Genomic DNA, 14,423 nt, shown 5'->3' with positions numbered 1-14,423 from the left:
ATGAACCAGGAAGTCCTGAACATCTTCAATCCGGTCCAGGCCACGCCGACCTTCGACCAGATCCGCATCTCGCTCGCCTCGCCGGAAAAGATCCGTTCGTGGTCGTTCGGCGAGATCAAGAAGCCCGAGACCATCAACTACCGCACGTTCAAGCCCGAGCGTGACGGCCTGTTCTGCGCCCGTATCTTTGGCCCGACCAAGGACTACGAATGCCTGTGCGGCAAGTACAAGCGCATGAAGTACAAGGGCATCATCTGCGAAAAGTGCGGCGTGGAAGTCACCCTCGCCCGCGTTCGCCGTGAGCGCATGGGCCACATCGAGCTGGCCTCGCCGGTCGCCCACATCTGGTTCCTGAAGTCGCTGCCCTCGCGCATCGCCATGATGCTCGACATGCCGCTGAAGGACATCGAGCGAGTCCTGTACTTCGAATACTACATCGTCACCGAGCCGGGCCTGACCCCGCTGAAGCAGCACCAGCTGCTGTCGGAAGACGACTACATCCGCGCTCAGGACGAGTACGGCGACGACAGCTTCACCGCCGAGATCGGCGCCGAGGCCGTCCAGAACCTGCTCAAGGCGATCGACCTCGAAAAAGAGGCCGAGCGTCTGCGCGAGGAACTGGCCGGCACCGTGTCGGACATGAAGCAGAAGAAGTTCAGCAAGCGCCTGAAGATCCTGGAAGCCTTCCAGGAGTCGGGCAACCGTCCCGAATGGATGGTGCTGACGGTCGTTCCGGTCATCCCGCCGGAACTGCGTCCGCTGGTGCCGCTGGACGGCGGCCGCTTCGCCACGTCGGACCTGAACGACCTCTATCGCCGGGTCATCAACCGTAACAACCGCCTGAAGCGCCTGATCGAGCTGCGCGCGCCCGACATCATCATCCGCAACGAAAAGCGGATGCTGCAGGAGTCGGTCGACGCCCTGTTCGACAACGGCCGTCGCGGTCGCGTCATCACGGGCGCCAACAAGCGTCCGCTGAAGTCGCTGGCCGACATGCTGAAGGGCAAGCAAGGCCGCTTCCGTCAGAACCTGCTCGGCAAGCGCGTCGACTACTCGGGCCGTTCGGTCATCGTCGTGGGTCCGGACCTGAAGCTGCACGAGTGCGGCCTGCCCAAGAAGATGGCGCTCGAGCTGTTCAAGCCGTTCATCTATGCGCGCCTGGACGCCAAGGGCCTGTCGGGCACCGTCAAGCAGTCCAAGCGCATGGTCGAGCGCGAACAGCCCCAGGTGTGGGACATCCTCGAAGAGGTGATCCGCGAGCACCCGGTGCTGCTGAACCGCGCCCCGACGCTCCACCGTCTGGGCATCCAGGCGTTCGAGCCGAAGCTGATCGAGGGCAAGGCCATCCAGCTGCACCCGCTGGTCTGCGCCGCGTTCAACGCCGACTTCGACGGCGACCAGATGGCCGTGCACGTCCCGCTGAGCCTGGAAGCTCAGCTGGAAGCGCGCGTCCTGATGATGTCGACCAACAACATCCTGTCGCCCGCCAACGGTCGCCCGATCATCGTGCCGTCGCAGGACATCGTCCTGGGTCTGTACTACCTGTCGGTCGCTCGCGAAGGTGAGCCGGGCGAAGGCAAGATCTTCTCGGATCTCGGCGAAATCGAAGCGGCCATGGACGCCGGCGTCGTGTCGCTGCACGCCAAGATCAAGTCGCGCTTCACCGAAGTGGACGCCGATGGCGTGGCTCGCCGCCGCGTGATCGACACCACCCCGGGCCGCATGAAGATCGCCGCCCTGCTGCCGCGCCACCCCGCTATCGGTCACCGACTGATCGAGAAGGCGCTGACCAAGAAGGAAATCGGCAACCTCATCGACATCGTCTACCGCCACTGCGGTCAGAAGGCGACGGTGATCTTCGCCGACCAGGTCATGGGCCTGGGCTTCAAGGAAGCCGCCAAGGCCGGCATCTCGTTCGGCAAGGACGACATCATCATTCCGAAGCGCAAGGAAGCGATCGTCGCCGAGACGCGCGCCCTGGCCGAGGAATATGAGCAGCAGTACGCCGACGGTCTGATCACCAAGGGTGAGAAGTACAACAAGGTCGTCGACGCCTGGGCCAAGGCCACCGATCGCGTCGCCGACGAGATGATGGCCGAGCTGCAGACCAAGCATAAGGACGAGAACGGCCGCGAGAAGGAAATCAACGCCATCTACATGATGGCCCACTCCGGCGCCCGTGGTTCGCAAGCCCAGATGAAGCAGCTGGGCGGCATGCGCGGCCTGATGGCCAAGCCCTCCGGCGAGATCATCGAGACCCCGATCGTCTCGAACTTCAAGGAAGGCCTGACCGTTCAGGAGTACTTCAACTCCACCCACGGCGCCCGTAAGGGTCTGGCCGACACCGCGCTGAAGACCGCCAACTCGGGTTACCTGACCCGTCGTCTGGTCGACGTCGCGCAGGACTGCATCATCGTCGAGGAAGACTGCGGCACCACGAAGGGCATCACCCTGCGCGCCGTGGTCGAAGGCGGCGACGTGCTGGTCTCGCTGGGCACCCGCGTCCTGGGCCGCTTCACGGCCGAGGACGTCAAGGATCCGGCGACCGGCGAGCTGGTCGCTCCGGCCGACACCTACATCGACGAGAACATGGCCGACGCCATCGAGGCGGCGGCTGTCCAGTCGGTGAAGGTCCGCTCGGTCCTGACCTGCGAAGCCAAGATCGGCGTCTGCGGCGCCTGCTACGGCCGCGACCTGGCCCGCGGCACCCCGGTCAACATCGGTGAAGCTGTCGGCGTCATCGCCGCCCAGTCGATCGGTGAGCCGGGCACGCAGCTGACCATGCGTACGTTCCACATCGGCGGCACCGCCCAGGTGGCCGAGCAGTCGTTCTTCGAAAGCAGCAACGACGGTGTCGCGCGCGTCAGCGGCGCCACGGTCGTCGCTTCCGACGGCGCCCTGGTCGTGATGAGCCGCAACACCTCGGTGAGCGTGCTGGTCGACGGCAAGGAACGCGAGAACTACAAGCCGCCGTACGGCGCTCGCCTGAAGATCAAGGACGGCGACACCGTGAAGCGCGGCCAGCGCCTGGCCGACTGGGACCCCTACACCACGCCGATCATCACCGAAGTCGGCGGCCGCATCCGCGCCGAAGACCTGGTGGACGGCTTCTCGGTCCGCGAGGAAGTCGACGAAGCGACGGGCATCGCCCAGCGCGTCATCGCCGACTGGCGCGCGTCGGCCCGCGGTTCGGACCTGCGTCCGGCCATGGGCGTGCTGGCCGAGGACGGCAGCTACAAGCGTCTGTCGAACGGCGGCGAGGCTCGTTACCTCCTGTCGGTCGGCGCCATTCTCTCGGTGGCCGACGGCGACGAAGTGAAGCCGGGTGAGGTCATCGCCCGTATCCCGACCGAAGGCGCCAAGACCCGGGACATCACCGGTGGTCTGCCGCGCGTCGCCGAACTCTTCGAAGCCCGCCGTCCGAAGGACTGCGCGGTCATCGCGGAAATGGACGGCCGTGTCGAATTCGGCAAGGATTACAAGAACAAGCGCCGCATCAAGATCACCCCGGACGTCGACGCCGACGGCAACCAGGGCGAAGCGGTCGAGTTCCTGATCCCGAAGGGCAAGCACATCGCGGTGCATGATGGCGACTTCATCACGCGCGGCGAGTACATCATCGACGGCAACCCGGATCCGCACGACATCCTGCGCATCCTGGGCGTCGAGGCCCTGGCCAACTTCCTCGTCGACGAGATCCAGGAAGTCTATCGTCTGCAGGGCGTGCCGATCAACGACAAGCACATCGAGACGATCGTTCGTCAGATGCTGCAGAAGGTCGAGATCCTCGAGCCCGGCGACACCGGCCTTATCAAGGGCGACCACCTCGATAAGCCGGACTTCGACAAGGAACAGGACAAGGCGATCGCCCGTGGCGGCCGTCCGGCTGTGACCCAGCCGGTGCTGCTCGGCATCACCAAGGCCTCGCTGCAGACCAAGAGCTTCATCTCGGCCGCGTCGTTCCAGGAAACGACCCGCGTCCTGACCGAAGCCTCGGTGCACGGCAAGACCGACACCCTGGAAGGCCTGAAGGAAAACGTCATCGTGGGTCGCCTGATCCCCGCTGGTACGGGTTCCTACCTGCGCAGCCTGCAGCGCGTCGCCGCCAAGCGCGACGAGCAGCTGGCCCAGCAGCGCGAAGAGGCGATGGAGCCGCTGCCGGCGGAAATCGCGCTCTCCGACGCCGAGTAATCGGCGGGTCGACGACCTTACAGGTTGTGCTAGACAAGGAGCGGTCGGGGAAACCCGGCCGCTCTTTTGTTTTTGGGTCCGCGCCCCAGGGCAGGGGCGGGCGCAGCGTCGGGGGACGTCGATGGTTCGTAAGCTTTGGTTCGCCGCCGCGTGCGTGGCGCTGTCCATGGCCGCCTGCGCGCCCAAGCCGGTTCCCGAGCCCAAGCCCTCCGACGACTTCGCCGCCGCCGCCGACAAGGCCTTCGTCGATGAGACCACGGGCAAGATCGCCAAGAGCTTCGAACGTCCCGAGGTGGTGATGTTCCGCAACCCGGTGATCAGCCAGTCCGAGCGCGGCAAGGCCCTGTGCGTCGACGCCGCCGAGCCCGAACAGGCCTGGACCGGCATGATCGCGGTCAAGACGCCGGGCGCGGCCGGCTACATCATCCACCGCGCCGGCGACAACCTCTCGCCCAAGGCTCGCAAGCAGTGCCCGGCCCTGGTCCTCAAGTACATGGATGAGCCGAAGACCGACTGGTACGACGCCGAGGTGGCGATCACCCAGGCCGGCTGCGCCCATCTGGATCCGCGCTACTGGCGGGCCTGGAAGCGCTATTGCAACGGCGCCCTGACCACGCCGACGGCCAAGGCCACGCCAGCGGCCTGACGCAACCTCGAATGGAACGCGGGAATGTAAAAAGACTCGCGTTATTTCAGCGCGTTAAATGAAATTTCAGTCGGGTCGGGCGAGAACAGGGCAAATTCCTTCCCTTCGCCCGGACCCCATGCGCTCGGATATTTCCACCAAGGTCAGCCTGACCATCGCCGCCGCCTTCGCCGTCCTGCTGGCCGGCCTGCTGGGCGTCGTCGCCTGGAGCTCCCTCGGCTTCGCCAAGCGCCAGGCCGTGGCGCAGCAGGAAACCAGCATGCGCGTGGCCTGGGACGTCATCGGCCGCCAGGGCCAGGCGTTCCGTCGCGAAGGCGACCAGCTGTTCGTCGGCGACCACGCCCTGAACGGCGACCTGGCCGGCGTCGATCGGGTCAAGGCCCTGGCCGGCGGTGTCGCCACCGTGTTCATGGGCGACACCCGCATCACCACCAATGTCGAGAAGCCCGACGGCTCGCGCGCGGTCGGCACCACCCTGGCCAAGGGGCCGGTCTATGACGCCGTGCTCGGCCGCGGCGAGGCCTATCGCGGCGAGACCCAGATCCTCAAGCGCGACTACTTCGTCGCCTACGACCCGATCAAGGACGCCTCGGGCCAGGTGATCGGCGTGATGTTCGTCGGCGTGCCCAAGGCCGACTATTTCGGCCCCGTCTATCGCCAGCTGGCCTGGCTGGGCGCGGCCGGTCTGGTGCTGGGCCTGGCCGGCGGCGTCGCCTCGGTCCTGACGGTCCGTCGCCAGCTGTCGCCGCTGAAGACCCTGCGCGAGGCCATGGCCCGGCTGATGAAGGGCGACCTGTCGGTGGCCCTGCCGTTCGCCGGCCGTCGCGACGACATCGGCCTGATGGCCGACGCCGTCCATGCCTTCCGCGACGACGCCGAGGCCAAGCAGCGCATCGAGGCCGACGCCGCCAGCCACCGCGACCAGAGCGAGGCCGAACGCGCCGCCGCCCAGGCCCGCGACGCCCGCGCCGCCCGCGATCAGGGCGTTGTCGTCGACAGCCTGGCCCAGGGCCTGGAGCGCCTGTCGAACGGCGACCTGACCGTCCGCCTCGACCAGCCCTTCGCCCACGACTACGAGGGCCTGCGCCGCGACTTCAACCAGGCCGTCGAGCGCCTGGAGACGGCCATGACCGCCGTGGTCGACGCCGTCGGCGCCCTCAACACCGGGGCCGGCAGCATCGCCGACGCCTCGTCCGACATCTCCGACCGCACCGAGCAGCAGGCCGCCAGCCTGGAAGAGACCGCCGCGGCTCTGGACGAAGTCACCGTCACCGTCCGTCGCACCGCCGAGGGCGCCCGCGGCGCCCACGAGGCCGTCCGCGAAGCCCAGGCCGAGGCCGGCCGTTCGCGCGCCGTCGTCCAGGACACCATCGCCGCCATCGGCGGCGTCGAGGCCTCGTCCCGCCAGGTCGGCCAGATCGTCGGCGTGATCGACGAGATCGCCTTCCAGACCAACCTCCTGGCCCTCAACGCCGGGGTCGAAGCGGCGCGGGCGGGGGATGCCGGCAAGGGCTTCGCCGTCGTCGCCCAGGAAGTCCGGGCCCTGGCCCAGCGCTCGGCCGAAGCGGCCAAGGAGATCAAGGTCCATATCGCCGACTCCGCCCGCCAGGTGGAAGCCGGGGTGAAGCTGGTCGGCCGCACCGGCGAGGCCCTGCAGAAGATCGTCGCCCAGGTCGAGGCCATCGACGGCATCGTCAGCGAGATCGCCGCCGGCGCCCAGGAGCAGTCGGCGGGCCTCTCGCAGGTCAACACCGCCGTCAACCAGATGGACCAGGGCGCCCAGCGCAACGCCGCCCTGATCAGCCGCTCGGCCGGCGACAGCCGCAACCTCGTCTCGGCCGCCGACGAGCTGTCGGGCCTGGTCGCCCGCTTCCGCACCACCCCGGCCTCGGCGTCGCTCCGCCGGGCCGGTTGAGCCCGAGAGGGCGATAAAGCTTCACCTTGCGCTTGACGGCGCGCTGGCTACTCGCTCTGAGTGCGACCGCTCCCGCGCATGTCGCCCGGGGCGAGTAATCTCTGTCGGGGCGTTGGGGCGTATGACGAAGCGTATCGTGTGGGGCGTGGCCGCGGTTCTGGCGGCCTTGGGGCAGACCGCGAGCGCGCAGACGCCGCCCGCCTCGGCTTTCGGCCGGTTGCCGGCCGTGCAGACCGTGTCGATGTCGCCGGCCGGCGACAAGCTGGCCATCCTCGGCGGGGCGCCGGCCGCGCGCACGGTCCGCTTCGCGACCATCGACCAGGCGGGCGAAGCCGTCCTCGCCCTGGGCGACATCCAGACCGTCGGCGTGCGCTGGGTCGGCGAGGACTACGCCCTGGTCCGCACCGCCATCTGGAAGCGCGTCGGCGCGCGCAACGCCTACCGGTTCGAGCGCAACCTCGTCGTCGACGCCAAGGGCAAGATCGTCAGCAGCCTGCTCGAGGGCGAGACCGCCTCGGCCTACGCCATCAGCCAGCCCGTGCTCGGCGTCGTCGAGGGCGACAAGCCCAAGGTCCTGGTGCAGGGGCTCGACTACATCCCCACGCCCGAGGGCAATCTCGGCACCCGGCTGGTCCGCAAGGAAGCGGTCAATCCGCTGGTCCAAACCCTGTTCCGCGCCGACGTGGTCAAGGGCCGCGGCGAGATCGCCGAGCGCGGCTCGCCCGACACCACCACCTGGGACGTCGACCGGGCCGGCGAGGCGCGCGTGCGCATCGACCAGGACATGCTCAGGCACGACTTCAAGCTACTGGTGCGCGCCAAGGGCCAGCGGAACTGGCGCACGCTGGTCGCCACCGACAGCGAAGAGGATATCCGCACCTATCTCGGCTATTCCGACGCCGAGGACGCCGTCTACATGGTGCAGGCCGCGCCCGACGGCGGCGCTCAGGTCGTGCGGATCGGCCTGGCCGACGGCGTGACCACGCCGCGTGGAAAGCCGATCCAGGGTTCCGACATCGGCCTGGTCTGGGATCCGGCCCTGACCACGCCGGTGGCGATCGTCTCGGGTCGCGAGCGGCCGGTCTACGAATGGCTGGACCCGCAGGTCGGGGCCGTTCACGGCGCCCTGAGCCGCGCCTTCAAGGGCCAGGACGTGTCGCTGACCGGCTGGTCGCGCGATCGCGTGCGCTTCGTGGCCCGCGTGGCCTCGCCCGGCTCGCCGCCCGTCTGGTACCTGTTCGACAAGGCCCGCAAGGAGATCTCTCCGCTCGGCGAGGCCTATCCGGAGCTGAAGGATGCGCCGCTGGGCCAGACCCGCTGGCTGACCTACAAGGCCCGCGACGGCCTGGAGATTCCGGCCTATCTGACTTTGCCGCCGGGCGCGCCGCCCGAAGGTGGCAAGCTGCCTCTGATCGTCCTGCCGCACGGCGGCCCGGCCTCGCGCGACGGCTACGGCTTCGACTGGTGGGCGCAGTTCCTGGCCACGCGCGGCTATGCGGTGCTGCAGCCGCAGTTCCGCGGCTCGTCCGGCTTCGGCAAGACCTTCGAGAAGGCCGGCGAGCGCGAGTGGGGCGGCAAGATCCAGACCGACCTGCTGGACGGCGTCGCCCAGATGGCGAAGGACGGCGTGGTCGATCCGGCTCGCGTCTGCATCGTCGGGGCCAGCTTCGGCGGCTATTCGGCCCTGGCCGGGGCGACGCTGAACCCGACCGCCTATCGCTGCGCGGTGTCGGTCAACGGCGTTTCCGACCTGCCGCAGATGCTGGGCGAGACGGTCACCGCCTATGGCGGCGCCTCCGACAGCCTGCGCTACTGGCGCAGCCAGATGGGCACGACCTTCAAGGATCCCGCCGCCCTGACCTCGATCTCGCCGGCCCGCCAGGTCAGCAAGGCCACGCCGCCGGTGCTGCTGGTCTGGGGCGACCAGGACACCACCGTCGCCCCGGCCCAGTCCGAGCGCATGCGCGACGCCCTGACGGCCGCCGGCCGCCCGGTGCGCAGCGTCGTGCTCGAAGGCGACGACCACTACCTCTCCACCTCGGCCACCCGGACCAAGATGCTGGAGGAGGTCGAGGCCTTCCTGGCGCAGAACCTGCCGGTCAAGCCGGCGGGCTGAGGCTCTAGTTCTTGGGCCTGCCCAGGGCGTCCGTGCCTGGCAGGCCCAGGGGTATCTCCTTCATCTTGCCTAGGCCGTCACGGCTGCGATGGTCGACGCCCATGCCCATGGGCGACTCCCGATAGCGGCGGTCGGCCTCCTGGCGAGCGGCCTGCTGGTCGAAGCCGGCGCGCTTGGCCGCCTCGATGGGGGCGGCGTATTCCGGGGCCTTGCGGGCGGCCTCGCCCCAGCGTTCGTCGCAGCGCTCCTCCTCGCGCCGGTTGAGGCCCACGGCGCGGGCGTTGGCGCAGCCGGTCCCGCTGCCGCGCAGGGCCGTCCGGGCGTCGCCGCCGGGCTGGGCGGCGGGCAGGGGCGCCGGATGCTCGGCGTTCCCACGCCCGCGCGCGTCCGTCGCCGGCGCCGCCACGAAGGGGGAGGGGGCGATTCCCGCCGGGGCCGGACGTCGGGCTTCGCGCGGATTCGCCAGGGGCGACGACGGTGCGGCCGCCGGGGTCGCCAGCGCCTCGCGGGGCCTCTCGCGCGGGGTCGGATTGACCAGGTCGATGGTCACCGTCGATGTCGCGTCCAGGTCGGGGAACACCGCCCGCACGGGCAGGGCCAGCCAGGCCAGGACCAGCAGGTGCAGCGCCGCCGAACCGCCGGCCAGCGCCCAGAACCGCTTGTCGCGCCTGGGTTCGCTCCGTTGATCCAGCAGGCGTGTTATGGACGGCGCGGCGGCTTGGACCACGAATGACTCGGCAAGCAAGGGCGGGTTGTGAAGCGAGGCTGGCGATCGCCTATGGCGAAAGCGTGGCCCTCTAAACGCTCCATTAACCGACGCGGAAGCCGGCGATTGACGTGGAGCGCCTTCGCGAGTAGGTTCCGCGCTCTTTTCGAGGTGGGTCTTGCGCCCGTCCTGATGAGCGTCCGTCCATAAACCGACGGCAGGCCCGCCGGAACGCTTTCCGCGTCCCGGCGAGTTTCGTGTTTATCGGGTCTCCAACCGGAGCCTTGAAGCCGGAAAGAAGAACAACAAGGACCCTGAAGCGCCTCGGCCGAAAGGCACACGCTTCCATCAGAGCAGAGACTTAATGCCTACCGTCAACCAGCTCATCCGCAAGCCGCGCTCTCCGAAGCCGGTCCGGAACAAGGTGCCCGCCCTGAAGGGCTGCCCCCAACGTCGCGGCGTCTGCACCCGCGTCTACACGACGACCCCGAAGAAGCCGAACTCGGCTCTGCGTAAGGTCGCCAAGGTCCGTCTGACCACCGGCATCGAAGCCGTGTGCTACATCCCGGGCGAAGGCCACAACCTGCAGGAGCACTCGGTGGTGCTCATCCGCGGCGGCCGCGTCAAGGACTTGCCCGGCGTCCGTTATCACATCCTGCGCGGCGTCCTCGACACCCAAGGGGTCAAGGATCGTAAGCAGCGTCGTTCGCTCTACGGCGCCAAGCGTCCGAAGTAAGGAAAAGAAGAATGTCCCGTCGCCGTCGCGCCGAGAAGCGTCAGGTTCTGCCGGATCCGAAGTTCGGGGACCTGATTGTCACGAAGTTCATGAACTACGTGATGTATGAAGGTAAGAAAGCCGTAGCCGAAAACATCATCTACGGCGCTTTCGACATCCTGGAAGCCAAGCGCAAGGACCAAGGTCCGCTTGAAACCTTCCACTCCGCCCTGGACAACGTCGCCCCGGCGATCGAAGTCCGTTCGCGCCGCGTCGGCGGCGCCACGTACCAAGTGCCGGTCGAGGTCCGTCCGGACCGTCGCCGCGCCCTGGCCATCCGTTGGCTGGTGACCGCCGCGCGCAAGCGTGGTGAGAACACCATGACGGAAAAGCTGGCTGGTGAGCTGCTCGACGCTTCGAACAACCGCGGCACCGCCGTGAAGAAGCGCGAAGACACCCACAAGATGGCTGAAGCCAACCGGGCCTTCTCGCACTACCGCTGGTAAGCTTTCTTACCAGCACTCTTTCAGGCGCGGGCGGTTTGAGATAAACCGCCCGCGCCGCACGTTTAATCCCGGTCGTGTCCGTCCAGGGCCGCCCCGTTTCGCAGAGCGATCGCTATGCCCCGCACGCATAAAATCGAAGACTACCGCAACTTCGGCATCATGGCCCACATCGACGCGGGCAAGACGACGACGACCGAGCGGATCCTGTATTACACCGGTAAGTCCCACAAGATCGGCGAAGTCCACGACGGCGCCGCCACCATGGACTGGATGGAGCAGGAGCAAGAGCGCGGCATCACGATCACGTCGGCCGCGACGACCGCTTTCTGGAACGACAAGCGCCTCAACATCATCGACACCCCCGGGCACGTCGACTTCACCATCGAAGTCGAGCGCTCGCTGCGCGTTCTCGACGGCGCCGTGACGGTGCTGGACGGTAACGCCGGCGTCGAGCCGCAGACCGAAACCGTCTGGCGCCAGGCCGACAAGTACAAGGTTCCGCGGATCGTGTTCGTCAACAAGATGGACAAGATCGGCGCCGACTTCGACAAGTCGGTCGAGTCGATCCGCGACCGCCTCGGCGCCAAGGCCGTGCCGATCCAATTCCCGATCGGTTCGGAGTCGAACCTGAAGGGCCTCGTGGACCTGGTCCGCATGAAGGCCGTGGTCTGGGACAACGACGGCCTCGGCGCTTCGTACCGCGACGAAGAAATCCCGGCCGACCTGCTGGACAAGGCCGTGGAAGCCCGCGCCTATCTGGTCGAGAACGCCGTCGAACTCGATGACGACGCGATGGAAGCCTATCTGGGCGGCGAAGAGCCCTCGGAAGAAACCATCAAGAAGTGCATCCGCAAGGCCGTTCTGAACGGCGCGTTCTACCCGATCCTCTGCGGCTCGGCCTTCAAGAACAAGGGCGTGCAGCCCCTGCTGGACGCCGTCGTCGACTACCTGCCGTCGCCGCTGGACATCCCGCCGACCAAGGGCATCGACTTCAAGACCGAAGAAGAAATCACCCGCAAGGCCTCTGACGAAGAGCCCCTGTCGGTGCTGGCGTTCAAGATCATGGACGACCCCTTCGTCGGTTCGCTGACCTTCTGCCGCCTGTACTCGGGCAAGATGGAAACCGGCATGAGCCTGCTGAACTCGACGCGCGACAAGCGCGAGCGGGTCGGCCGCATGCTGCTCATGCACTCCAACAACCGCGAAGACATCAAGGAAGCCTACGCCGGCGACATCGTCGCCCTGGCCGGCCTCAAGGAAACCCGCACGGGCGACACCCTGTGCGATCCGCTGAAGTCGCCGGTGATCCTGGAGCGCATGGAATTCCCGGCGCCCGTCATCGAAATCGCCGTCGAGCCCAAGTCGAAGGCCGACCAGGAAAAGCTGGGCGTCGCCCTGCAGAAGCTGGCCGCCGAAGATCCGTCCTTCACCGTCTCGACCGACTTCGAAAGCGGTCAGACGATCCTGAAGGGCATGGGCGAACTGCACCTGGACATCAAGATCGACATCCTGAAGCGGACCTACAAGGTCGAAGCCAACATCGGCGCGCCGCAGGTTGCCTATCGTGAATCGCTGGGCCGCAAGGTCGACATCGACTACACCCACAAGAAGCAGACCGGTGGTACGGGCCAGTTCGCCCGCGTCATGATCACCTTCGAGCCGGGCGAGCCGGGTTCGGGCTTCGTGTTCGAGTCGGCCATCGTCGGCGGCGCCGTGCCGAAGGAATACATCCCGGGCGTCCAGAAGGGCCTGGAATCGGTCAAGGACAACGGCCTGCTGGCCGGCTTCCCGCTGATCGACTTCAAGGCGACCCTGACGGACGGCAAGTACCACGACGTCGACTCGTCGGTCCTGGCCTTCGAAATCGCCTCGCGCGCCGCCTTCAAGGAACTGCGCGAGAAGGGCAACCCGAAGCTGCTCGAGCCGATCATGAAGGTCGAGGTCGTGACCCCGGAAGAGTACCTGGGTTCGGTCATCGGCGACCTGAACAGCCGTCGCGGCATGATCCAGGGTCAAGACATGCGCGGCAACGCGACGGTCGTGAACGCCTTCGTTCCGCTGGCCAACATGTTCGGTTACGTGAACACCCTGCGGGGCATGTCGCAAGGCCGCGCCCAGTTCAGCATGGTCTACGATCACTACGAGCCGGTGCCGCAGCACGTCGCCGACGAAGTGATCAAGAAGTACGCCTAAGCGTTTCGTCCCCGGACGACACGTTTAGCGGAAGAGTAGGGCGGGTCCTTTTGGGATCCGCCCGCCCAAACCCCAGAAGTTCAACCAACGGCCCCTCTGGGGTCCTGGAGCTAAGAAGATGGCCAAGGAAAAGTTCGAACGTAATAAGCCGCACTGCAACATCGGCACCATCGGTCACGTTGACCATGGCAAGACGACGCTGACGGCCGCGATCACGATCACGCTGGCGAAGTCGGGCGGCGCGACCGCCAAGAACTACGCCGACATCGACGCCGCGCCGGAAGAAAAGGCCCGCGGCATCACGATCAACACGGCTCACGTCGAGTACGAGACGGCCAACCGTCACTACGCTCACGTCGACTGCCCCGGCCACGCCGACTACGTGAAGAACATGATCACGGGCGCGGCCCAGATGGACGGCGCGATCCTGGTCGTGTCGGCCGCCGACGGCCCGATGCCGCAGACCCGCGAGCACATCCTGCTGGCCCGTCAGGTCGGCGTGCCGGCTCTGGTCGTGTTCATGAACAAGGTCGACATGGTCGACGACGAAGAGCTGCTCGAGCTCGTCGAAATGGAAGTGCGCGAGCTGCTGAGCTCGTACCAGTTCCCGGGCGACGACATTCCGATCACCAAGGGTTCGGCCCTGGCCGCCGTGGAAAACCGCGACGCCAACATCGGCGAAGAGAAGATCCTCGAGCTGATGGCTTCGGTCGACGCCTACATCCCGCAGCCGGAACGCCCGATCGACCAGGCCTTCCTGATGCCGGTCGAAGACGTGTTCTCGATCTCGGGCCGCGGCACCGTGGTCACCGGTCGCGTCGAGCGCGGCATCGTGAAGGTCGGTGAAGAAGTCGAAATCGTCGGCATCCGTCCGGTCCAGAAGACGACCTGCACGGGCGTCGAAATGTTCCGCAAGCTGCTCGACCAAGGTCAAGCCGGCGACAACGTGGGCGTGCTGCTGCGCGGCACCAAGCGCGAAGACGTCGAGCGCGGCCAGGTGCTGTGCAAGCCGGGTTCGATCACCCCGCACACCAAGTTCGTGGCCGAGGCCTACATCCTCACCAAGGAAGAAGGCGGCCGTCACACCCCGTTCTTCACCAACTACCGCCCGCAGTTCTACTTCCGCACCACGGACGTGACCGGGATCATCAAGCTGCGCGAAGGCGTGGAAATGATCATGCCGGGCGACAACGCCGAGCTGGACGTCGAGCTGATCACCCCGATCGCCATGGAAGAGAAGCTCCGCTTCGCCATCCGTGAAGGCGGCCGCACCGTCGGCGCCGGCGTCGTCGCGAAAATCGTTGAATAACGATTTTCACGACCATGCTTAGTGACCAGAAGCGCATGCGCTTCTGGTACGCCAAGATCGTCGAGTAATCGACGCTTCTTAGCTTCGGCTGACAAAGCGAAGGCCCCGGAGGAAACTCCGGGGCCT

At 66.9% G+C, this 14,423-nt stretch carries 9 protein-coding genes; 8 read left to right on the top strand and 1 reads right to left on the bottom strand.

Translation table 11 applies throughout. The features are described 5' to 3' along the window. The 4 genes from rpoC to AC07NS_RS16565 all read left to right on the top strand — a co-directional run bounded on the left by rpoC (position 1) and on the right by AC07NS_RS16565 (position 8,868). Entirely contained in the window at positions 1 to 4,191 is a 4,191-nt protein-coding gene (gene rpoC / locus AC07NS_RS16580; protein WP_494604973.1) for a DNA-directed RNA polymerase subunit beta', read from the top strand. Positions 4,192 to 4,312: 121 nt separating this feature from the next. Further along, positions 4,313 to 4,837, top strand: a complete 525-nt coding sequence (locus AC07NS_RS16575) for a hypothetical protein (protein ID WP_494604972.1) — start codon at positions 4,313 to 4,315, stop codon at positions 4,835 to 4,837. A 118-nt stretch (positions 4,838 to 4,955) separates the two neighbouring features. After that, complete coding sequence (locus AC07NS_RS16570) at positions 4,956 to 6,752, top strand: methyl-accepting chemotaxis protein (RefSeq protein ID WP_494604970.1); 1,797 nt, start codon at positions 4,956 to 4,958, stop codon at positions 6,750 to 6,752. Between the two features lie 121 nt (positions 6,753 to 6,873). Then, positions 6,874 to 8,868 carry an alpha/beta hydrolase family protein gene (locus AC07NS_RS16565; RefSeq protein ID WP_494604968.1) on the top strand — a complete coding sequence of 665 codons (1,995 nt, stop codon included), beginning with the start codon at positions 6,874 to 6,876 and terminating at the stop codon, positions 8,866 to 8,868. A 4-nt stretch (positions 8,869 to 8,872) separates the two neighbouring features. Here AC07NS_RS16565 and AC07NS_RS16560 read toward each other — a convergent pair whose 3' ends face one another. Then, positions 8,873 to 9,595 (bottom strand): hypothetical protein, encoded by a 723-nt coding sequence (locus AC07NS_RS16560; RefSeq protein ID WP_494604966.1) that lies wholly within the window; start codon positions 9,593 to 9,595, stop codon positions 8,873 to 8,875. A gap of 343 nt (positions 9,596 to 9,938) precedes the next feature. Here AC07NS_RS16560 and rpsL point away from each other — a divergent pair, with 343 nt between their 5' ends. The 4 genes from rpsL (at position 9,939) to tuf (ending at position 14,297) form a co-directional block, all read left to right on the top strand. Continuing rightward, complete coding sequence (gene rpsL / locus AC07NS_RS16555) at positions 9,939 to 10,310, top strand: 30S ribosomal protein S12 (RefSeq protein WP_058350131.1); 372 nt, start codon at positions 9,939 to 9,941, stop codon at positions 10,308 to 10,310. An 11-nt stretch (positions 10,311 to 10,321) separates the two neighbouring features. Continuing rightward, on the top strand, positions 10,322 to 10,795 hold the full coding sequence (gene rpsG, locus AC07NS_RS16550; RefSeq protein ID WP_058350130.1) for a 30S ribosomal protein S7: 474 nt from the start codon (positions 10,322 to 10,324) through the stop codon (positions 10,793 to 10,795). Positions 10,796 to 10,909: 114 nt separating this feature from the next. Then, positions 10,910 to 12,988: an elongation factor G gene (gene fusA, locus AC07NS_RS16545; protein ID WP_494604964.1), complete on the top strand. Its 2,079-nt coding sequence runs from the start codon at positions 10,910 to 10,912 to the stop codon at positions 12,986 to 12,988. A 118-nt stretch (positions 12,989 to 13,106) separates the two neighbouring features. Then, positions 13,107 to 14,297 carry an elongation factor Tu gene (gene tuf, locus AC07NS_RS16540; RefSeq protein WP_101719590.1) on the top strand — a complete coding sequence of 397 codons (1,191 nt, stop codon included), beginning with the start codon at positions 13,107 to 13,109 and terminating at the stop codon, positions 14,295 to 14,297. Positions 14,298 to 14,423 lie beyond the last annotated feature (126 nt).

This window comes from Caulobacter sp. GW821-FHT10A10 (assembly GCF_059415745.1).
This window is presented reverse-complemented; position numbering and strand designations above follow the sequence as displayed.

Coding starts and splice junctions, on each gene's coding strand:
- AC07NS_RS16575 (WP_494604972.1), top strand. CDS start 4,313: ATGGTTCGTAAGCTTTGGTTCGCCGCCGCGTGCGTGGCGCTGTCCATG.
- rpsG (WP_058350130.1), top strand. CDS start 10,322: ATGTCCCGTCGCCGTCGCGCCGAGAAGCGTCAGGTTCTGCCGGATCCG.
- AC07NS_RS16565 (WP_494604968.1), top strand. CDS start 6,874: ATGACGAAGCGTATCGTGTGGGGCGTGGCCGCGGTTCTGGCGGCCTTG.
- rpsL (WP_058350131.1), top strand. CDS start 9,939: ATGCCTACCGTCAACCAGCTCATCCGCAAGCCGCGCTCTCCGAAGCCG.
- AC07NS_RS16570 (WP_494604970.1), top strand. CDS start 4,956: ATGCGCTCGGATATTTCCACCAAGGTCAGCCTGACCATCGCCGCCGCC.
- rpoC (WP_494604973.1), top strand. CDS start 1: ATGAACCAGGAAGTCCTGAACATCTTCAATCCGGTCCAGGCCACGCCG.
- tuf (WP_101719590.1), top strand. CDS start 13,107: ATGGCCAAGGAAAAGTTCGAACGTAATAAGCCGCACTGCAACATCGGC.
- fusA (WP_494604964.1), top strand. CDS start 10,910: ATGCCCCGCACGCATAAAATCGAAGACTACCGCAACTTCGGCATCATG.